Raw genomic sequence first — 22,899 nt, 5'->3', positions numbered from 1 at the left:
GTTGAGGCTTCCATCGTACTCCAAGTCTGAGTTAAGTAACTTAAATTACAATTTAAGCCGGTGCAGACTGGCAGAAACTACAATTTCTAGGGGCCCAAAGGCAGTTAAGAAATTGATAGGGGCTAAAATCAGTTTATTCTCAAGCTCATGAATTTGGGCTGGCGAATCAAATATCTTCAGAATGTTTTTACACAAACTATTTCGATATGATCAGCAGTTTCTCCGAACCCATTTATTGCCCGAATCTTAGCTGTCCCGATCCCCGCAATACCTTTGGCCGCCAGCACTGTGCAGCGTGCGAAACGGATTTAATTTATCGCTATGTGTGGGCGGTGGGGCAAGCAGCCGAGGAAGTGCCGGCGGGTAAGGTAATAGCCGATCGATACTTTGTCATTGCACCCCAAATCTGGCTCGACAGCCGTCCAGCTTTGCCTCCGAGCGTCCCGGAACAACTGCCGGATACGATTATGCCTTACCTGCATTTGTATCCCCAACGGCTGCATACGCCGGAAGTATACGGTTTTTGTTCGCTTGGGGAAGCACCGGAAGCGACAGAAGTGCTGTTGTTGCAAAATGTGCCCATCAATAATTTCGGTCGCCTGTATCCTTCTATTTTAGAATCTTGGTCTGGGACAACCGCCGCGCGCCAAGTTTACTGGCTGTGGCAAATGCTCCAACTGTGGGCGCCGCTGTCGGAACAGGGAGTCGCTTCGAGTTTGCTGGTACCGGAAAATTTGCGGGTGGAAGGTTGGCGGGTACGCCTGCTGGAACTGCACCGGGGCAATTTTGTACCGACGCTGCGGGATTTGGGAGATGTGTGGTCAGGTTTGGTGGAATCAGCCGGGCCCGAGGTGCAGTCGAAACTCGGAGAAATTTGTCAGTTTATGCGCCGCAGCAGCATGAATTTCGACGCGATCGCCCTGGAACTAAACGATTTACTATTAGAACAAGCCGCTAAATTGCCTCTGCACTTAGAAGTAGTCGGCATGACTGATACCGGGCCGCAGCGCTCCCAAAATGAAGACAGTTGCTATCCGGTTGCTGCTGATTTTCAATTTAGCAAAACTTCAGGGGGCGAGAAATTAATTCCTTACTTAACAATGGTTTGCGACGGGGTTGGAGGCCACGAAGGAGGAGAAGTTGCCAGTCAATTAGCCGTGCAGTCCCTGAAAGCTTTAATCCAAAATTTGCTCTCAGAAATTGCTCAACAAGAAGAGTTGATGACGCCAACAATGGTGATCAAGCAACTCGAAGAAATAGTCAGAGTTGTGAATAATGTGATTTCTGCTCAAAATAATGAGCAGGGAAAAGAGTTGCGGCAACGGATGGGGACGACTTTGGTGATGGCCCTCCAGTTGCCTCAAAAAGTGAAAATTTCCGAGGATTTGCCCTCGAATAACAGCCACGAACTTTATTTAGTCAATGTTGGAGACAGCCGCGCTTATTGGATTGGCAAAAATTACTGTCACCGGCTGACTGTGGACGACGACGTAGCCTCAAGGGAAGTCCAGCTAGGACACAGTTTATACTGGGAGACTCAACTGCGATCGGATGCCGGAGCCCTGACTCAAGCTTTGGGCACGCGGGATGCCGATTTCCTACGCCTGACGATTCAGCGATTTATTGTCGAAGAGGAAGGCTTACTGCTGCTGTGTTCCGACGGTTTGAGCGACAACGACTGGGTAGAGAAATCTTGGGAGAATTATGGCCCAGAGGTGCTTGAGGGCAAAATGTCTTTGGAAGCGGCAGTTCAGTCTTGGATTCGTCTCGCCAACGAGAAAAATGGTTATGACAACACCTCCGTGGTGGCGACTCACTGTCGGATGTCGCCGGAGAGATTGGTACTGTTTGATCCGGCGGTGGCCTCAGCGCCGGCGTCAGCGCCAGTGTCAGCCTCGGTGTCGCTGCCGCCTTCCCTCGTCGCTGCGTCCCTCCAGAAGTCCGGGAGGATTCCAGAATCTCAGCTTTCAGAATCGTCCAAACAGTTGTTGTACCCCGAAACTTCTCCCGCCCCGGAACCCGTTCAAAAACGGCGATCCAACCTGCCGCTTCCCCTACTGGCGGTGTTGGGGCTGATATTAGCCGCCGGCGGTTTAGGTTTGTGGGTGCAAAGCCGCCAAAGCCCCCAGCCAGAGCCCGCACAACTTCCATCACCGCCGGAAACTCCCGCCCCAAGTCCTTCGGAGACTCCCTCGCCCGGGGCCGAGAGTCCCTCGCCGTCGCCGGAATCGACTCCAGCAGAAATTCCGCCCCCCGATAGCGAGAGTCCCTCGCCGTCGCCGGAATCGACTCCTGCGGAAATTCCGCCGCCCGAAGAAGCGGAAACTCCTTTGCCATCAGCGGAGTAAGGGAGATTAGACCTCTTGCAAAAATCCTTTCCCTCAATTGATGGGACGGGCTCTGGGGCCCATCCCACAAGAGTTATTTTTTCTCAATTGATGGGCCCCAGAGCCCGTCCTAATTATTTTTGCAAGAGGTCTATTGAATTAATTTGAGGCAGAAGGAAAGAGGCAGAAGGAAGGAGCCAGAAGAAGTGTTTTTACAAATATGAGATGCTCCCATCACAGTTAATGGTTTTGTATCATTGTCCGCTGGTAGAAACAAGATGGCTAAAAAGTCAGCCATCACTACAAAAAGTAGTTGAAAATGCTTAAGAATCTCCATGCAGCTAACAATTAGCGATTAGGAACTAATACCAATTTCATAAAGTAGCGCTAGATATTACCCCCCCAACCCCCCCTCCCGCGGGGGGGCTAAGACTTCATCCATAGCACATCTTTAGATAAATGGTATAACAACATAAGCTTTTTTATATTGACCACGAATTTCAAAGGTGGTATCCGCCACCTGATTTATCCGTGGAATCAATCCAAAATCGAAAATCGAAAATCACTTATTGCCCCCGCATTTATCCGTGGGGTCGCCTCTAAAATCTAAAATCTAAAATCTAAAATCTAAAATCTAAAATCTAAAATCGATTGACGGCGCACAATTTATTAACTATAATTACCAGGCCAAAAATAACAAAAATCTTACGCCTAACAGTTTTTCTCAAATAACCGTTAAACTATTCTAACGTTTGCGCGTACCCAACCTCGCAGGCACAACCTATATCTGTTAAGGATTCGTCCTGATTCACAGGAGCAAGATTTTAAAATATGCATCTCAGCGAACTGACTCACCCAAACCAATTACACGGCCTCTCGATTCATCAACTCGAACAAATTGCCCGACAAATTCGAGAAAAGCATTTAGAAACTGTAGCCGCTAGCGGCGGCCACCTCGGCCCAGGATTGGGTGTAGTCGAACTGACCTTAGCACTCTACCAAACACTCGACCTCGATCGCGACAAAGTTACTTGGGATGTCGGGCACCAAGCTTATCCTCACAAATTAATCACCGGGCGCTACAACCAATTCCACACCCTGCGCCAAAAAGACGGCGTTGCAGGCTATCTCAAGCGCTGCGAGAGCAAATTTGACCACTTCGGCGCTGGCCACGCTTCCACAAGCATTTCCGCAGCGTTAGGGATGGCGATGGCGCGCGACCTCAAGGGGGAAAACTTTAAAACTGTAGCAGTCATCGGCGACGGCGCATTGACTGGGGGCATGGCACTCGAAGCGATTAACCACGCGGGCCATATGCCGAAAACCAATTTGTTAGTTGTGCTCAACGACAACGAGATGTCAATCTCGCCCAACGTCGGCGCAATTACCCGCTATTTGAACAAGATGCGATTGTCGCCACCGGTGCAGTTTCTCAAAGATAACTTAGAGGAACAATTCAAACACATTCCCTTTGTTGGCGAAACTTTTACTCCAGAAATGGAACGCCTCAAAGAAGGAATGAAACGCTTGGCTGTCTCGAAAGTTGGAGCAGTAATTGAAGAATTGGGCTTTACTTACATGGGCCCGGTAGATGGACACAATTTGGAAGAGTTAATTACCACTTTCAAGCAAGCTCATACTATCCAAGGGCCGGTGCTAGTTCACGTTGTGACGGTGAAGGGCAAAGGATATGCGATCGCCGAAAAAGACCAAGTAGGATATCATGCCCAAAATCCCTTTAACTTAGCCACCGGCAAAGGCATTCCCTCCACTAAACCCAAGCCTCCAGCTTACTCGAAAGTCTTTGCCCACGCCCTAGTCAAGCTAGCAGAAGATAATCCCAAAATTGTCGGCATTACCGCTGCAATGGCAACCGGAACAGGCCTGGATAAACTTCATGAAAAACTGCCTAAACAGTACATTGATGTCGGGATTGCCGAACAGCACGCCGTGACTTTATCCGCTGGTTTAGCCTGCGAAGGAATGCGCCCAGTTGTGGCAATTTACTCGACATTTGTCCAGCGGGGATACGACCAAATAATTCACGATGTTTGTATCCAAAATTTGCCCGTTTTCTTCTGTTTGGATCGCGCCGGCATTGTCGGTGCTGACGGCCCAACTCACCAAGGAATGTACGACATTGCCTTCTTGCGGTGCCTGCCAAATATGGTAGTTATGGCACCAAAAGATGAGGCAGAATTGCAGCGGATGATAGTTACGGGAATCAACCACACCAGCGGCCCGATCACCATGCGTTACCCGCGCGGCAACGGTTACGGCGTGCCTTTGATGGAGGAAGGTTGGGAAGAATTGCCGATCGGCAAAGCCGAAATTCTCCGCAACGGCGACGATGTGCTGATTTTGGGTTATGGTTCAATGGTTTATCCGGCAATGCAAACTGCCGAGATGCTGAGCGAGCACGGTATTGAAGCAACTGTCATCAATGCGCGTTTTGTCAAGCCTTTGGACACCGAACTAATCTTGCCTTTAGCACAGCGAATCGGCAAAGTTGTCACAATGGAAGAAGGCTGTTTGATGGGAGGCTTCGGTTCAGCAGTAGCCGAAGCTTTGTTGGACAATAATGTTGTTGTTCCAGTGATGCGGTTGGGTGTACCCGATACATTGGTAGATCATGCAACGCCTGAACAATCATTTGCCAGTTTGGGATTAAATCCATCGCAAATGTGCGATCGTATCTTAGCAACCTTCAGCCGCAAACAGTCTCCTGTTAGCGTGTAATTAGCTAGAATCGTAGGGTGCGCCTAGCGCACCTTACTCTTGATTCGATCTATGACAGTGAAAGAGCAGCATGATTGAAGGAAGATTTGAGGATAAGGGAGAAATAATAATGACTAACGTGAAACCAAATCGTACCGTTCGGCGGGGAAGATTGTTCCCAGAGATTCAGTGGTCCGAAGAAAAAAAAGCCCAGTGGCGAGCCGAAAGAGCGGCATTTCGCAAGCGTTGCAAAGTAATTTTCGATCGCCTTAAACCAGAATTAATTGACACTCACTACAACTGGTACATGGCGGTTGAACCTGATAGCGGGGAATATTTTATCGACAAGGATGATATGGCGGCTACCAAAATGTGCCGCCAGAAACACCCAAATGCTATCCCCTACCTTTTCCGCATCAACAATACAGGGACGTGCGGCTCAATATGATTGAAGGAAGATTTGGTGATGAGGACGAGCTATTTTTTGAAGTTGAATTGATTGCTAATAACGGCTTAGAATTACCTGTTGATGCTCTGCTCGATACAGGTTTTTCGGGCTGGTTAGCAATGGACGAGCAAGATTTCGAGGGACTTGATTGGATTTATATTAGGCGACAAGAAATGCGGACAGCAAAGGGAGAATTTGATTTCGATCTTTATGCAGGAAAAGTACGCATAGATGAGCAAGAATTTGACATTCCCGTTCATGTGGGTGACGGAGTACCGGAAATTTTAATAGGTCGCCAGTGGCTGAAAACTCGGCGGTTAGTAGTTGATATGTCTGCGGGTATTTTGACATTGGAAGCGAATTAAAAGCAAAATGAATTTAAAAAGTTTTGACATAGTAATAGTAGGAGCAGGCCCTGCAGGCGGTCACTGTGCGAGAATCCTAGCCCAATCCGGTCACAAAGTCTTGCTGGCAGAGCAAAACGACAATTTTTATAAAAATGACTTTTCTAGCGCCGCTACACCTCTAGAAACCCTCTCTAAATTCGATTTACCTGAATCCGTTATCGGCAGTTTTTGGCACAAACTTACTATTGAAACTAGCAAAGTCAGTCAAACTTGGGAGTCTCCCGAAAGCTTGGGAGTTGTTCTCAACTTTGCTAAATTTAGAGCATTTTTGGCTAGCGAAGTTGAGGGATTTGGCGGTGAAGTTTGGCTTGGTTATCGCTACATTCGAGACTCACAAGAAAACGGCGAAACAACAGTCGAATTTAAACAGTTATCCGACGGTAAACTTATCACAGTTAGCACGAAAGTATTGGTTGATGCTACTGGCTTTGCTAGGGCGATTATGTACGAAAAAGAGAATGATAAGCCCGATTTTTTGTCGGGAACCGGAATCGAATATTTAATTGAAGTTGAGCCAGAAGTTTACAATAAATACAGCGGTGATTTAATCTTCTTTTTGGGCGATAAATGGATGCCGAAGGGTTATTCCTGGATATTCCCAATGGAACAAAACAGGCTGAAAGTTGGTGCGGGGCGCATTTTTTTAGATCCGAAAACGGTGAGGCATTTGTCACCGCTGAAAAAATATATTGATTTACTGATTGATGAATATCTGAAGTCTAAAAGTTATAAAATTATTGACAAACACGGTTCGACGCTGAAGTACAGTCGCGGCTTGAAGGATATTTATTGGAAAGAAAATAATGTAATTGCGATCGGCGATAGTGTTTCGACAGTAAATTTTTTGGGTGGCGAAGGGATTAGACACGGGATGGATGGTGCCCAAATCGCGGGGAAATATATTCAAAGGTATTTGGAGGGGAAAATCTCAGATTTTCGGGATTATGAGACGGAAATGCACCGCAAGTTTGATCGGAAATGGAATATTTCGGAAAGGTTGGCGGTGAGAAAGTATATCGATGATGTTAATGATGAACTAACCGATAAAATGATTTCTTATTTAAAGTATATGAAAACTGAAGATGTTATGGATATTTTATTTTATTATAAATTCGAGAAAATTTCCAGAGGGTTAGGCGGTTATTTGCAGAGAAAAATCAAGGGATTGATTGAGAAATTTCACTTGTAAGGTGCGTCCGTTGAGAGATTGTTAGTTTAGGAGAAATTTTGGCTGATTGACCGAAAGCATCCAGGATACCCGCCACGTGATTCATTCCTTCGCAGACTCAGTACCCAGGAATAAAAAACCTGTATCCAATGAAACTTGCCGAACGTATTTATCTCGCGCAAGTCAATGCTTCAATCCTTTAATCTAAAATCTAAAATCTAAAATCTAAAATCGATTGACGTACCTTACTAAGCTAATCTTAAGGCATTTTCTGCGGTGACTTGAATGCGCGGCAGCGACAATAAAGAATCGTCAAAACTGCTAAAATTTAATGTATAGGATACACCAAAAGTATATCCACTCGCTCCAATTAAATGCGCTACAATGGGATCGACATCCCCGTAAGGATAGGCAAAACATTTAACAGGTTTCTCTAATCCCCGTTCCAAGATAGCACGGGATTTGGCTGCCTCCCGCACAATTTCTGTCGGCGACAATGCAGTCAAAGGTTGATGAGTAGCAGACATAGAACCGAATTCAATTCCTGCATCCCGCAGTTGCAAAATTTCCGGCCATCCCATTAACTGCACTTCTTCAAATTCGGCTTTTTCCCAACTATTTGTCTTTCCTATTGACTCCGCTACAAGAAAAACAGTTGCTGTAAAATCAAAGCGTTTTAGCAGAGGCCAAGCATATTGGAAAAAGTCGAGATAGCCGCCGTCAAATGTCATCAATATAGCTTTACCGGGTAAAGGAGTTTTAGCCAGTTTCGCGTTTCGCCAATTTTCCCAACTCGCACTGTAATAACCCAGATTTTTGAGATTGTGTAACTGTTGTTCAAAAATCTGGGGAGTAACTGCGTCTAAACCGTCAGGAGAAATGCGGCGGTAGGAGAGAATCGGGAGTTTTTTTGTAACGCGATGATTGTCCAAAACTTGAGGTTTCACCGAGTGAGAAACTTCCCGATAAGAAGATTTTGAGCCAATGATTTCCGGTGCGTAAAATACTTGCTTTGGAAACTCGTTTTCTTGGGGAATTTGCATTGTCGGTTCCCCAGCGATTGCCGCGGCTGACTCGATTTCCGGCAGCGCGGCCGCCGGGAGTGAGGCGCGACGGCTGACACTCGTCCCGATCGCACCCGATCGCCTGCCGAACATCACCGCATTTGGGGGATAAATGCCCCCAGCACCCGGTGCATTCAACCAGTCGGGCAAATTAGACCTTTGCTGAGCACAAGAGGCTAAGCGCGCTCGTAGCCATTGCTTGCCGTTGAGTGGTTTTCCCAGCAAAGCTTCTCGCACGGCGGCGACGCACAACTCAAAACCCATATTTCGAGTAATTGTCGATCGCAATTTTTGAGCCGAAACAAAATTATTTTCCACCGCAACAGTGACAATACCGACAGCAACGCCGCCTACTTTCACCAGCACGTCTATTTCAGAAAGGTCAACTTTTATATTAGCAAATTCCTCGCTAATTTCTAAGACAATCAAATCTTTTTCGAGGGTAATTGTTGGGACATCCTCTGCTATTTCTGGTTTGTAGAAATCCTGCAAATGCCAATGCGGACGCCCCCATAATTCTTGCAGAAATAGCCTCCAGTCATGTTTATGGTGCAATGGTTCCAGCAAAGTTTCCCACAATTTATTGCCTTTTTCGCAGCGATTGCGTTGAAAGAAGTGATCGAGAATTGGCCAAGCAAACTGGGCTGCAACCGCATCCGCCAACACCGAAGCCGCCACCATACCATCGCAAATCGGCAATTCAATAATACCGAGTTGAATTCCTTCTAGTTTGATCGTACAGCACAGGCGATCGCATATTTGCCAAGCGTAAATATCCGAAATTGGTTCGCTCACTTCCACCGCAACTTTCCAGGCAATTTCACCTTGGACTCGCTGAATTTTATCTAAAATATATCTGATTTCATTTCGAGTGAAAATTTTATGATACTTGTGAACGTTACTACTTTTGACATCTCTCTCAATTCCTTTGTGCCAAGGTAGATTTAAACTGAGCTTCGCCGCTTTTTCTTGATAGTTAACAAGCATTGTACCGTCATATTCAATGCCCATGAAGTTACAAATTTCTCCTAGAATTTGTGTTTTGTTATCTAAAAGCTCCTCATATTTAACTAATATATGATTGGATTTATTAATATATTTGTTGCTAGTTAACATCGCGTGTTCCCAGCGATTGATACAGTGGTTTAAATCCCAACCCGCGCCCCACAATTCGTTGAAACTCCTAGTAGCATCATACATAGAAGCTATTGTATCCATACCGTTTCGCAAAATATGTATAAATTTCGCATCCGGCAAAAAGCGCTCTATGTCATCAATAAAATATATGTGTTCCGGCGTTTTTTCCAACCAAACGCTGTTTTTTTGTTCAGCAGCCAAACCATCCAAAACTCTCACAAACCAACTAGCTTTAGCTTCCACAGTTTGGCTGTCATCAAAATCTTTCAAAAGTTCAGGACGTTTAATCTCATCCTTAAAAAAAGCTTCCATTCTACCTGGCAACTTTCCTGCAAACTGATCGTACAGCAAATAGTGAAAAAACTTAGATTCTGGAAAAGAAATAACTTCGGGATGAGCGGCTAATAAGCTTTGAAGAATTGTTGTGCCGCTGCGAGGCGCTCCTACGAGAAATATGCGTTTCATTGTTAGATTTTCTATTGATTAACGGGCGATCTAATTTCTTTCGTTGGGTGGGGGCGGGTTTATCTAGATTGTTGGTAAAACTGAAATATGGTTGGCGAACCCGCCCCTACAGGAATTATGTTTTACCGTATTTATCCGCGTTAATCCGCGTTCATCTGCGGTTTCAAAAACATCCTAACTCCAAGTAAAATCTTCTTTCAACAAATCGGAAAGCTCCTGATTGTAACGCTTAAAATAATTGGTTAATTCTGGTTCGATTTCCGCAGGCATATTACTGTAATCTTCAGTATTATTACCCTGATATTCTTTGACAGCACTCGCACTAATATCCAAGAAATCTAACACTTCGGAAACAACTTTGTCGGTATTTGCCTCAAAATCTTCGCTTTTGAGAATTAGCAACTGTTCTCTCGGAAAATAATCGAGCCAATTCTTGATTTGTTCAACATAAATTCCTTGCGACAAATAAGAATAATGTTGGTGGTTGAAACTGTAATAACTTGGATCAGCTTTGAGCTTTTCAATTTCACCTTTTAGGCGATCGGGCTCGGAAGCGATCGCCTTTTCAAAATCCAGCTTTTCGCAGCCGATCGCCACTTCTAAATGATAGTGCAGCCAAGCTCGTTTTACCGGGTTTCGCAGCATTACAATTAGCTTAACATCCGGGAAGCACTTGTAAACCCGCTCGGCAACCAATGGATGATAAATATAGTAAGCAGTCATCTCCCACAGCAACACCTTTTCACCCGCCACACTGCGAGTCAACTGCTTGCTGTACCAATCAACGCCCCGCTCAAAATTCAAATCAAAAAAGTGAATTTCGCGGGAACCTTCTTTGAGAATTTGCAAGTGATTTGCGAGATAGCCGGAGAGAGGTTCCGTGCCACACTTTTGAGCGCCAATAATTAAAAAATCTGGTTCCTGTTTATTTTCCAACTGAGTCGAAATCTGGGCATAGGCGGGATTATCCTTATTCAAGGCGTGAACTTTCTCGGCTGGTTGTGGTAAATCCGCCACCTGCATTTTGCCATCAAATTCCCAGCGGTAGGGCGGACAAAGAATCGTTTTTTGGCTTACAGTCGATCGCACGTACAGCGGATAAAGGTGCCAATGATAATCATAGGCGTAAGCCAAACTCTTCTCGTAAACCCCAGCATTCACGTAATACTGACCATTGCCTAAATCCAACCTGTCTACGTGCAGGCGGATTGTGCCTTTACCTTCCGCCAGTGGCAGCAATCTGCCCATTTGATTAGTATTAGTCTCAAAACAACTTTGACCGTCTTCCCGGCTGATTGTCACGCCAAAAATAGCAGCCGAAATTGGCTTCGGGGCAGAATAATTAATTTCCACAGTAATAGGATCACCACTGTTTATCTCCTCATCCGGCAACACTTTAACATCCGTAATTTCTACTTCTAAAGAACCGAATCGATTGTCATTAATTCGCAGTTGCGAACCCGTACTCGTCACTTCAGGAGGACGCATGGGAGTGCGTTTTTCGGTTGCTGGGCGCATTTCCGACAAATACTGACCGACTACCACTTCTGGTTCCCCGTAAGCCACGATTTCACCTGATTTCAGCCACAAAGCCCGATCGCACAGTTTATGAATTTGCGCCGCGTTGTGAGAAATCAAAACAATCGCGCATCCTTGATTCTTAAACTCCGTGATTCTGTTCAAACATTTATTTTGAAAAGCCACATCACCAACCGACAAATGTTCATCAACTAACAGCACTTCTGGATCGGTGTGTACCGCCACCGAAAAAGCCAGCCGCATTTGCATCCCGGTACTGTAAGTCCGCAGCGGACTATCAATAAACTGTTGCAATTCCGCAAATTCAACAATATCATCAAACCTGCGGGCCGCTTCCCGACGAGTCAAACCGGCCACCACCGCACCCACAAACACATTTTCTCTGCCCGTTAAATCCCAGTGAAAACCCGCACCCAAATCCAACAAACCACCAATTCTGCCATTAACTTCAATAGTTCCTTCTTGAGCATGGCCGATACCGCCAACAAGTTGCAGCAGCGTCGATTTTCCCGCGCCATTCTTGCCGAGAATTCCCAGCATTTCGCCGGGAGAAACAGTGAAATTGATATCCCGCAGGGCCCAAAAAGTCGCCTGCGGTTTCATCTGCCGAAAACCCGCCAAAGCGGCCTGCATAATCGTATAAGGTCGATCGGCAGAATAGCGGTTGAAACGTTTCCCCAAACCCTTGACAACAATAGCTTGACGCATTTACAATTCCTCCACAAAAGTATTGCTTTGCCGTCTAAAAATTCCCAGTCCGATCGGCAAAAGAGCAGCCACAACCAAGCTAAGAATTAACAGCGCCAGCCAATCCGGCTGCGTACCTTTGAGCAGTATGGCGCGGTAAGCTCCCAGCAGTGGCACCATAGGATTCAACTGATAAAGAGGCTGAAATTGTTTCGGTACGCTGTTGAGGTCGTAGAAAATCGGAGTCAGGTAAAACAGCATCTGCAAAACTACGCCCAAAGTGTGCTGAGTATCGCGAAAAGTGACATTCAAAGCTGCGAGTGGGTAAGCCAAACTGACAGTCAAAATAAACTGAATAGCCATCAGCAGCGGCAACACAAACAGCACTGCACTCGGCGGAACTCCATCAATTGCCAGAAAGATAATTAACACCGGCAAAGCTAACAGAAAGTGAATTAGCCCCGTCATAGTCGTGACTACCGGCAAAATTGCCGTGGGAAAATTAGGCTGTCTGATTAGCGCTTTATTGTTGGTAATTAATCCCGTTGCTTGAAATAATGCGGTTTGAGACCAACTCCAGATTAACAAACCGCTGAAAGCAAAGGAAGAAAATTTCGGAACGTTAATCGGTACAACAGAACGAAATACAAATGAAAATACAGCTAACTGCAACAGCGGATTGATTAAAGTCCAAGCAATCCCCAAAGTTGATCGCTTGTAAAGTAATTTTATATCGCGATCGACCAACACCCGCAGCAAATCGAAGAAATGAGCGATTTTGCGCCTGTAACCCACCCTTGGAACACTTCTCATCGCACACCTCCGGCGACTTGCTCAGGTTCCGACTGTAGCTGCTCTTCCGGCTCAATCTCAGCTAACTTCTGCGCCTGCAACTGCGCTTTTCTGTAAGCAAAAGGACTGTCGAGAGCTCCCAGCAACTCGCTGACTACCAACTTGCGCGGCAGCAAACCCGGAACCCCCAAGCGGCGCACCAGCCACCAACCAAGCCACTGAAACATAGCAAATTTCCAAATTTCCCAGCGCGGCACAGTGCGGTTGCGATCGCACGTCAGTAAAAAAGCCCCAAAGCTGCGCCCGTTGTCCTGTAACTGCCGGCTCAAAGCCTCGGCGCTGCGTCTGTGCCGATGCCACACAAAAGCTCTCGGCTCATAAAAAGTCGAGTATCCCTTCGCCAGAATCCGATGAAACATCTCAATATCCCCAGCACCGCAAGTCGCAGTACCCACATCGAGAGCAACGTCAAAATTGCCCACAGCCTCGAAAACTTGCCGCCGGAAAGCCATATTCGCCCCCACGCCGTATTTGCTCGCCCACAGCAACTCCCGCGTCGAGAGCTTGCTACCATCAAATTTAAAACTGTCGAGGTATTGCAGCATTCCCCCGTAGCGGAGTTCAAATTGAATTTGAGCCTCTGTTTCTAGTTCCGCCGGCGCGACTAAACCGCTAACTGCCATAATTTCCGGGTCAGCAAACGCCGCAGCAATACCCCGCAGCCAACCCCGATCGGGCCGCACGTCGTCGTCAGTAAAAGCAATAATCTCATGCCGCGCTTCCGCGATCCCGCGATTGCGCGCCCAGTCCAATCCGGGCCGTTCTTCCTTGACGTAGCGTACCGGCGCAGCCGCGACGAATTCAGCCGTGCTGCTGTTTGCAGGAGCGTTGTCTATAACGATAATTTCGCGGTGCGGATAGTCGAGGGCGAGCAGAGCTTCCAGAGCGCCTTTGAGCAAATCTGTGCGATCGCGCGTGCAGATGACAACGCTAATGGACGGCAGGTGGCGATCCGCCACTGCTTCAGAAACAGCGCCGAACTGCTCTCCTAAAGTCGATCGCACCAACTCTTTTCCTAACTGATCCACAATTGTTTGCCGCACTCTCTCAGCGGAAATTGTTTGCTCCCAGGGATTGTTACTAACAGAAGCCCAGCCCAGAGGCCGTCCCCGGTAGCGAACTAAAATGCGAACTGCTTCGTATTGTTCGAGTTGCCGAATCGGATTAATCTGTTCGGTAAACTCAATTTCCATCACTTTTATTGCCATAACTTGCTCCGTAAAATTTTGCAACGGTAACTCGATCGAAAAATTTTGAGTTTTGGCTTTTAAGTTGGGGGTTGCAATTTCCCAATTTCCAACTTTTGAGGTTTGAGTTTTTGGTTTAACTTCCCCGAATTCAGTATATCTGCACGAAAAAAATATCTTCTACGGGCTGGTTTAGCTAAGGATAACGAGATATAAGCCATAAGGTGAAGGCACTCATCTGCCCGAATCATGTAATGTTTATTTGCACCTACCTACTTAGTTATTAATTGCTAACTCGTAACTTTCAAAAGCAACTAAAGGTTTTTCTTCAAGCGTTTCAGCAGTGCGGGGCATACCGTTAACCGCGATCGCCCCAGCCAGCGGTTGAGCAAAGTGAAGCGCCAGAATCGATCGCAAGTGAGCGCCTCGCAGCGGTTCCGCGCCTGCTTGCGGAAAAATATGGCCGACTGCTAGTTGGTCGTAATACAGGTAAACCCCAGCAGGTCGTTCCGCATCCAGCAGACTTTCTGCCACTTCCCAACCTTGCTGCAAATCAATGTTAATTTCATATCCGCCCAAATCAGCACGGGCCGGGCCTCCTTGCATAAAACTAGAAATAGCAGAGCGACTTTTTAGCTCATCAATCACACCCCGCAAATACCAATAACCGCGCAATTTTGCCCGCAACCACCGCCAAGTTCCCCGCATCCCCAAGCTTTCCAGCAAATCCAGAGATTTCCTGACTCCCACAGCCAGCCAATCCATAACCGCCGGCCAGAAAAACGCGATCGCTACCACAATCTTGTCTACCAAAAAAGCAGGAGTTTCGTAGTCTTTTATTTGCAGCGTCGGTCTGAGTTCGGGGTGTCGGCGGCCGATTAAAACATCAGATCGCCCTTCCTGACGACATCGGCCAAAAGAGCGATCGAGATTATTAGTTTCGTGTTCGTAATGATAGCCCACAGCCTCCCCCGCTACAGCAAAAGGTACACCAGCTTTCAGCAAACGCATCCCAAACTCGTAATCTTCTCCGCCGCAGTTCCCAAAAGCCGAATCAAACCCATTGAGACGAGCAAACAGTTCTGCATCCAAAGAAAGGTTACCGCTGAGCAAATCTTGATAAGTAAATCGGTGACCAGGTTGGCTCATCTGATAAAACTTCTCTTCCCACCACGAGCGCACTTCCACGTCAAAAAACGTAGTTCCTCCGTGCAACTTAGGCGGATAGGGGCCCATGACAGCCGCTCCCGGACGCAAAGAGTGAACCCGCGCATGGCTTTCCACCAAAGGTGGCAGCGCTTCGATATCGTCGTCGAGAAACAGCAGCAATTTCCCGGTAGCCGAAGCCGCTCCCGTATTGCGGGCGATGGAAGCACTTCGGCAATTTACCTCGATCGCCTGCAGTTTAAACGGAGCTTTGTAGTCTTGTAGCATTGCCAAAGTATCGTCAATGCAGCTATCTGCCACTACAATAACTTCCATCAGGTCGATCGGATAAGTCTGCGAGTGCAAAGCATCCAAAGCCCGCCGCAGCGAAGAACTTCGATTGTGGCTAGGAATAATTATGCTAACTGTTAGATTTTCCATATTTACATTACAACAATTAACTTCATCTGCATTTCATCTCCCTTCATCTGCCGTTAAAAATAATCTAAAAATCCCTATTCATTGCTCCCCTTAATTTTTTGTAACAACTTCCGAGAAGCAAAATAAGCCCTCGGCCCGCTAATGCAGCCCCGGAATTGAGCCCACAGCAAATCCCTCGGAACCGCATCCGGTTGCTTTCGCCAAGAAGCAATTAATTCAGGAATTTGCTTATACCGCAGCCATCCCCAAGCTAATAGAGGCACACTGAATTCTCTGTTGATTACAAACATCCGCGTCCAGAAAGCATAGACTCCGATTCCGTAGCCTCGGAGCGTTTTTTGCAATTCTTCCCAAGTGCGGCGATGGCGGTGCCAGCTCAATGCTCTCGGCTCGTAGACAATGCAGTAACCAGCGCGCAAAATGCGGGCAAAGAGTTCACAGTCTTCGCCACCCACCGTGGGTGTTCCCGCCCCCAAAGCTTCGTCAAACAGGCCAATGTAGTCGATCGAACTTTTCCGCAAAGCCATACTCGCCGAAACTCCCACAAGATGCACAATCAGAGGATTGCACTGGGCCCCATCAAAAACTCGGCGATCAAATCCCCGCCCGTGGGGGCTGTACCACTCAAACCATTCTTGGGCTTCGGTTTCCAGTTCCAAGGGCATCACCAGCCCCGTGACGCACATCACTCGCGGATTGCTAAAATTCCACAAGAGCGATCGCAGCCAGTTCGGATCGGGGGCAGCATCGTCATCTGTAAACGCTACGAATTCGTGTTTAGCTTCGCGTAAAGCTCGGTTACGGGCAGCGCTGGAGCCTGGTACGTCTTCGCGCACATAGCGGACTTGTGGGTAATTTTTTACCAATTCCTTGGTAGCGTCCGTGCTGGGACAATTGTCAATTACTAAGTATTCCTGACCCTCGTCTGGGAGCTGCATCAGCGCGTCAAGAGTGCGCCGCAAATCTTCCGGGCGATCGCGCGTGCAAACTGCTACTGTGGCGATCGGCAATGCCTCCACTGGCCCCCGCTCATCCCATTCTAGAGTGTCGTAGAGCCAGTTTTTCCACAAGTTGTCACCAGCAGCCTTCATCAGTGTTTCCCGTAATTCGTCACCGCCAAGGCGGCCTCCGACTACGGGCAAAAGAGCTTGACCGATCGGTTTTCCGTGCAGTCGAATTAAAATCAAGGCTTTGCTGTAAGGCTCCTCAACCGTAATTTCTGGCGGGAGTTTGGAGATTTCCAGCTCAAGAATAGCTGTTGCCATTTTAGATTTTAGATTTTAGATTTTAGATTGCGAAAAAATCCTAGATACTCCGTATATTACCGGATGTATTTTAGCAGAAATTGTTTTAGGGGATAGCAACTTCTCAATGCCATACTTGCCGAGATTCGCGATCGCGAATCAAACATAAAGCCTCATTTTGTTATGGCTATTATTTATTTTTACTTTCGATGACCCGCTGATGTCAAGTTTTTTTCCTACATAATATTTTTTAGCGAAAACCTTCGCACCTCGATGCCCGTGTCAATTGCAGGCGTTATTGGCCGTCTGCGCCATCCCCAGTCTCCCCATTAATACCAAATCTAAAAACCCGATTTTTTGATAAAACCCGGTTTGTGCGATCGCCCCTCATTTCAGCTTTAATTGCGATCGGGTACTATTCTCTAAAACATACCAAACAATTAAACACTCTCGCCCTTAAAACTTTCGCAATTAGTAATTATTCTATAACAATCCCAAGCCCTTTGTTAGAATATAGATGCAGCCCATTAAACACTATTTTTTAAAAACTAAAATAAATAATATGTAAAATTGTGCCTAAACAAATACCTTTTACGTCTTGTGTTGCTCGTTTGAGCTAAGGATACATCCTATACAACACACTTTTTTAGTTCTACCCTCGACCCACATTAGCTATATTTTTACCTACTTATTTAATCGAAATAAATGAGTTGATATAGTCCCATTCATAGCACGTTAATTGAAGCAATATTATTCACTTATAATGTTTAATAAAGGCTATAAATACCGAGATTCAGCAGGCTAAACAAGTCAGTTCATCCTTCATTCGTTAATAAACTAAGCTCTAGAAACTACTGGTATCTCTAGGTTAAAATTGGCAGAACGACGACGCTCAGCCAGTTATCTAGAATCTGTGCAAAGCGCAGCAGTCATTTGCTGACGGCAGTCAAAAAACTGGAATCTAGCACAACTCCAACGATACTCTTCGAGAACTACGATGTGATGTTTGACGTGAACAAACCTGACGGTCAACTGGGTACAGTTAGACCGCAGGCTTCTTTTTCCTTTTTCGCAAAGGCTTTTTTGAGTGACGAAGTTCCCCCGCCACTTTCGTAATTTAGTCCAATCTTTTTGATAAGTTGGGCTGAATTTTCATCTCGATCTAAAGATTCTCCGCATTGACAGGAATGCCATCGCTCCGACAGTTCTTTAGGTACTTTATTGAGGCAATTCCAGCAGTGTTGAGAAGTCCCCTTGGGGTCAACAAATAAAACGCTTTTGCCCAATTTCCCAGCAACATATTTGAGGACAGTAGCAAATTGACCGTGAGCCGCATCAAGCATTGATTTATTCAAACCACTTTTAGCTGATTGACCGTTTGGCAAATAAACCCAATTGCCATTCTCAATATCAGTCTTAGGCTGGGCGCGTCTAGTCAGATTCCTAATGCTCAAATCTTCAATTATTAAAACATCACATTCACCAAATAGTTCCTGTGCTGTTTTGAACTGAAAATCACGTCTCGCCCTGGCTACAAATTGATGAAGCCTAGAAATCTTACTCTTGATGCTCTGCCAAGGTTTAGAACCCTTAACCCTATTAACTAGCTTCGCTTGAACTCTTGCTAATTTCTCAGCATATTTCCTTAAGAACCTAGGGTTTTCGATTCTATCGCCCGTGGAAAGATAGACATAATTGGTGATTCCCAAGTCAATACCGAGACTGTTTTCTTCGGTCGGTTGAATTTCTGCAACCGTTACGGGAACCGTTTTATGTTCTAGCGTTAGGGAAATATACCACCCATCTGCTTCTTTGATAACCGTTCCGGTCTTAACCTTGAAACCTGTCGGTATTGGACGATGAAAAACCATCGGGACTTGACCTATTTTTTTGAGGTCAATACAAATCCTATTTTGCTCATCCTTGATAATATCGAGATTATCTAATTGAGGGTAAGTAAAAGATTTGTAGTAAGGGAAATCTTTGAATCTTGGTTTACCTCTACGATTACCGTTTTTATCTGGTGTTGTAAAATTTGAAAAGGAAGTTTCCACTCGGTTAACCACATCCTGCAAAACCTGAGAATCTAGGCTTTTATAATCAGGCAATAGCTTCTTGGTATTTTTTAAGTCAGCTAACTGTATGGTTTGCCATTGCACATAACCGCCTTCAACGTTTGAGAAAATATCACCCTTTTTCGTTAAAGGATTACCCAATTCATCTTTTTTTCTGCCATCTCTAGTTTGTACCCTGATCAAAGGGATATTTTGATAGATTTCCTCAATAGGAACTATGGATGCAGTCAGAGGGCAAGCGTTAATAGGCGTTCTCGTTGACTCCCACCATCTAAATCTTTCACTTAGTCGGTAGTTGTATTGCCTACGGCAAAGCTCTAGGTGTGTTGTAATGGTTGTTAGTTGAGCTTTTGTGGGTTTAAGGCGGTATTTGTAAGTTAGCTGCCTCAGAAACTTCCTTTTTCGACCTTTTCATAGTATAGTTGGCGTCTCTCACAATTGCAATACTGATAACAAGAAATAATCAAAATTCGTAAACAATATAAGTCTGTTGCAAGTTGTTAATCTGGAAACAGATTTCCTGCGAGAGTTAAGAATTTTTTCAACAATTATGAGGTATATTAGCAGTCATGTGTTCCCGGTGTATAATTGTCGGTCTTCGTCCGCGACGACCGACGCTTCTGGACATCACGCTCGGTAATTTATTCGGGGTACTCCGTGCAAGCACTCCGATACATCCCCTCTAAATATACGCCCGGGACTTCCCGGCTGTTAGTTAAAACCCAGCTATTACACTCTGTTTAAGCCACCACGGCTTAGCTGACAAACAACTCAAAAACCCCCACCCCAAAAAATACCCAAATGATAAAAAACCGAAGATTACCGACTGGTTGGAGACTCATAGACCTGAGATTATTTGTGGCAAGTTAGTGGGATTTGTACAGAATAAATATCCTCCATTGTCGGGGGATTGATCTGGCTATGTTTGGGGTAAAACAAAAAAACACATCGTTTTGTCCCCTAGTCAAGGAGCGGAGTAAACAAACCTATTATGGGGCAGTCAGCCGATTTTAGATTTGAGTTTTGAGACTTCGGCGAGACGTTGGGTGAGCCGTCGAGTCGCCCTCAGTCGAACGATTTGAGATTTACTCTACAGATGAATCTGGAGCTTGAACAAGAGTCTAAAACTTTGGGCTGCGGGCGATTCCTGTCGGAAACTTATATCCGTTTTTGGGCGGGGTCAAAAAGCCATTTAAACTCTCTCCTCGATAGCCACAAGGTTTGCTTAGAAGAATGTATCAAACTTTTACAAAGAAAGCGATCACACTCATAAAGTCTCTCTCTGCCCTGACAAAAGGAGTTAGCTAGCACGATGCTGGTTCTCCGTTTTTCTGATTGGACTATACACCGCCCTCACCCCTAAAAATGAAGAATTGTAAAGTTTTATCAAGATCTTTGGCCATCTGAATTAAAATCTTCTCATAAAAAAGACTAGCTTTTAGCAGGCGCAAATTGTGAAAAAAGGTTTAAAACTCAGAATATGAGATCGAGTTCACTACTCTTACATGGTGCAATAAAATGTAACTTTTGATGCCAGAACCAGTAGCATGAACTTTGTCGAAGGCCGAATGCCCGTCCGGCCAATGCCTTCGGAAAATCGCTTTCTTGGCGCTGCATCAAATCTTAAGTGCAATTACTTTCCTTGCACGAGAGCCGGAGCCTTGGAGCAAACATTTAACTCCAGGGCTTACGCACCACAACTTTAGATAAACCGGGTTTTTTTACCGGGAGCGAGGGCGGCAACAAAGTGTTTTCGTTCATCAAACCCGGTTTCTGCGTCCGAGACTGAACTCGATCGAATGAATGCAGTCGCAACCAATGTTTAAATGTGGCGATACTGCAAGTTGCGTGCAAAGCAGGGAGCTAACCGCAGTGATGGATCTCGATTGTTTACCTTACGGCGCAGGCCACGCACAGGAAGGGGTCTGTCTGCTAGTCCGAATGGGGCCGCACCGCATTTTACTCGACTGCGGTATAGAGGATATTGCACCGCTATCAGCGACACTAAATCGATCGCTGCCAGCCGATTTTGTGGTGTGTACCCACGCCCACTCCGATCATGCCAGAGGCTTGCTAGCGCTCCATCAATCTTTCCCCCACTTGCCAATTTACGCCAGCGAAGTGACAGCGCGACTGCTACCGCTCAACTGGCCAGAACTGGCTCAACAGCCAGAGTCCCGGTTCTGTCAGGGACTGCCCTGGCAGTCGCCGCTCGAAGTGCGCCCAGGACTGAGCGTGCAGTTGTTCCCGTCGGGTCATTTGCCCGGAGCGGCGACTGTGCTGCTGACTTATGCCGCCCCGCACCGCACCTACACCGTGGTTTACACCGGCGACTTTTTCCTGTCCAATTCTCGTTTGGTGGAAGGTTTGCCCCTGGGAGAACTCAGGGGCATGAAGCCGGATGTGTTAATTTTGGAAGGCAGTTACGGCACGGCGCGCCACCCTCACCGCCGACAACTAGAAAATCAGTTAGCCGATCGCATCCACCGCGCCATCGCCGACGGTTACTCGGTACTGCTGCCCGCGCCGGCCCTTGGTTTGGGCCAAGAAATGCTGATGCTGCTCCGCAGTCACCACTACTTTACTGGCCGGGACTTGGATATTTGGGTAGACGGCACTGTCGCCGACGGGTGCGACGCTTATCTGGAACTGTTACCCCAATTTCCCACCGCCGTCCAAAATTTTGCTCTGCACCAACCTTTGTTTTGGGACGAAAGGGTGAAACCCCGCGTCCGCAGGCTCTCTGCCGAACAACGCCCCGGATTGGGAGCCACGCCCTGTATTGTTATTACAGACAAGTTAGCTGATTTGGGTTTGTATGTTGCCGATGGCACAAATCCTTGGATTTTGCTCGCCCCTCAAAAACCCGGATATCCCGTCAGCGACTGGCTAGGCAACAGGCCCCAATTTGGAGTCACAAGTGTCGAAACTTATCTGCTAGCCGAACACTGCGACGGGCCGGGGACTACCCAACTCATCCACAATTTGCGCCCCCAGCACGTAATTTTACTCCACGGTTCCCCTGCATATTTGGCTGACTTGGCTAACTTGGACGAGCTGCGAAACCGCTACCAGTTGCACACTCCGGCGGCAGGAACACTTGTCGAATTGCCGATCGGGGAAATGTTTTTGCAGCCCGCTATCCCAGAAACTAACTATGAGGGAGAACTCAGCGAATTGGGGACAGAGGTAGCAATTAGCTTGCCGAGTCCGATTACAGCCGATCCTCGGTGGGCCAATTTTGCCGATACCGGTTTGGTAGAAGCGCGCTGGCAAGGCGAAGAACTGGTACTGCGGGGCATCTCCCAGCGGGAACTCCTTTTTCAAGGCAGCGCCGTTCAGGCCAACCTCGAATGCTGCGGCAATTGCCAACACTATCGCAGCCAGCGCTGTTGGAACCAGTCCAGTGCTTTGTTTGGCTTTAAAGTTACCCCCGACGGTTTCTGTCCGGTGTTTAAAGCGATACCGGAGTCCGAACTTTTCCTAGAAGATGGGGAAACAGACGGCGAATAAGCTGTCGGGCATCTCGAAACCAGCCGGCAGGCAAAGAAAACAAAAAAACAGTCCTAGACGCACCCAGACAAAAAACCCGGTTTCAGCAGGGGTAAGCTGTCGCGCATTGAATTTTTAACTACCAGCCGGGAAGTCCCTCGGTATATTTAAAGGGGATTAATCTGAGCGCTGCGCGAAGTACCCCGAATAAATTACGCCCGCGTGATGAAAGGCTCGTCGGGTGTAGGTACCCAAAGCGACAATTATTTCTGTATATCCCTTGATAATCTGGAAATACTCTGATACTATATTGGCAAGTGGGGGTGGAACTACCTCACTATAAAAAGCCTTTGAAAAAAAGGAAAAAGAAGCCTGCAGTCTAACTGTACTCAGTTGACCGTCAGGTTTGTTCACACTACTGTGTACTTAGGATCGCGAATTAAATAACTTACAATTTTAATTGTTATTGTGGGATGGGCGTCCCGCCCGTCCTTTTTGGACG

General features: G+C 46.6%; 13 protein-coding genes. 6 read left to right on the top strand and 7 right to left on the bottom strand.

What is annotated here, in order from left to right:
* Window positions 1–206 precede the first annotated feature (206 nt).
* From QUB10_RS13465 to QUB10_RS13445, 5 genes are all read left to right on the top strand, one after another.
* The gene (locus tag QUB10_RS13465) at window positions 207–2,348 is read left to right on the top strand and encodes a protein phosphatase 2C domain-containing protein (protein WP_333202792.1); all 2,142 of its coding nucleotides are present in this window, start codon (window positions 207–209) and stop codon (window positions 2,346–2,348) included.
* Window positions 2,349–3,158: 810 nt separating this feature from the next.
* On the top strand, window positions 3,159–5,066 hold the full coding sequence (gene dxs / locus QUB10_RS13460; protein ID WP_333202790.1) for a 1-deoxy-D-xylulose-5-phosphate synthase: 1,908 nt from the start codon (window positions 3,159–3,161) through the stop codon (window positions 5,064–5,066).
* Between the two features lie 109 nt (window positions 5,067–5,175).
* A complete protein-coding gene (locus QUB10_RS13455; protein WP_333202788.1) occupies window positions 5,176–5,493 on the top strand; it encodes a hypothetical protein in 318 nt (105 codons plus the stop codon).
* On the top strand, window positions 5,490–5,858 hold the full coding sequence (locus QUB10_RS13450) for an aspartyl protease (protein ID WP_333202786.1): 369 nt from the start codon (window positions 5,490–5,492) through the stop codon (window positions 5,856–5,858). The genes QUB10_RS13455 and QUB10_RS13450 overlap by 4 nt, the downstream gene beginning before the upstream one ends.
* A gap of 7 nt (window positions 5,859–5,865) precedes the next feature.
* Complete coding sequence (locus tag QUB10_RS13445) at window positions 5,866–7,089, top strand: NAD(P)/FAD-dependent oxidoreductase (RefSeq protein ID WP_333202784.1); 1,224 nt, start codon at window positions 5,866–5,868, stop codon at window positions 7,087–7,089.
* A 227-nt stretch (window positions 7,090–7,316) separates the two neighbouring features.
* Here QUB10_RS13445 and QUB10_RS13440 read toward each other — a convergent pair whose 3' ends face one another.
* The 7 genes from QUB10_RS13440 to QUB10_RS13410 all read right to left on the bottom strand — a co-directional run bounded on the left by QUB10_RS13440 (window position 7,317) and on the right by QUB10_RS13410 (window position 19,295).
* On the bottom strand, window positions 7,317–9,734 hold the full coding sequence (locus tag QUB10_RS13440) for a sulfotransferase (RefSeq protein ID WP_333202782.1): 2,418 nt from the start codon (window positions 9,732–9,734) through the stop codon (window positions 7,317–7,319).
* A 174-nt stretch (window positions 9,735–9,908) separates the two neighbouring features.
* Complete coding sequence (locus QUB10_RS13435; RefSeq protein ID WP_333202780.1) at window positions 9,909–11,981, bottom strand: Wzt carbohydrate-binding domain-containing protein; 2,073 nt, start codon at window positions 11,979–11,981, stop codon at window positions 9,909–9,911.
* Window positions 11,982–12,773 (bottom strand): ABC transporter permease, encoded by a 792-nt coding sequence (locus QUB10_RS13430; RefSeq protein WP_333202778.1) that lies wholly within the window; start codon window positions 12,771–12,773, stop codon window positions 11,982–11,984.
* A complete protein-coding gene (locus tag QUB10_RS13425) occupies window positions 12,770–14,020 on the bottom strand; it encodes a glycosyltransferase (RefSeq protein ID WP_333202776.1) in 1,251 nt (416 codons plus the stop codon). Before QUB10_RS13425 ends, QUB10_RS13430 begins: the two co-directional genes overlap by 4 nt.
* Window positions 14,021–14,275: 255 nt before the next feature.
* Window positions 14,276–15,586: a glycosyltransferase family 2 protein gene (locus QUB10_RS13420; RefSeq protein WP_333202774.1), complete on the bottom strand. Its 1,311-nt coding sequence runs from the start codon at window positions 15,584–15,586 to the stop codon at window positions 14,276–14,278.
* 74 nt (window positions 15,587–15,660) lie between these two features.
* Window positions 15,661–16,851: a glycosyltransferase gene (locus QUB10_RS13415; protein WP_333202772.1), complete on the bottom strand. Its 1,191-nt coding sequence runs from the start codon at window positions 16,849–16,851 to the stop codon at window positions 15,661–15,663.
* Between the two features lie 1,007 nt (window positions 16,852–17,858).
* The gene (locus QUB10_RS13410) at window positions 17,859–19,295 is read right to left on the bottom strand and encodes a transposase (RefSeq protein ID WP_333202864.1); all 1,437 of its coding nucleotides are present in this window, start codon (window positions 19,293–19,295) and stop codon (window positions 17,859–17,861) included.
* Between the two features lie 1,485 nt (window positions 19,296–20,780).
* Here QUB10_RS13410 and QUB10_RS13405 point away from each other — a divergent pair.
* A complete protein-coding gene (locus QUB10_RS13405) occupies window positions 20,781–22,418 on the top strand; it encodes an MBL fold metallo-hydrolase (protein ID WP_333202863.1) in 1,638 nt (545 codons plus the stop codon).
* Window positions 22,419–22,899: the final 481 nt, after the last annotated feature.

It is taken from the genome of Microcoleus sp. B5-D4 (assembly GCF_036705145.1).
Lineage (GTDB): Bacteria > Cyanobacteriota > Cyanobacteriia > Cyanobacteriales > Microcoleaceae > Microcoleus.
This window is presented reverse-complemented; position numbering and strand designations above follow the sequence as displayed.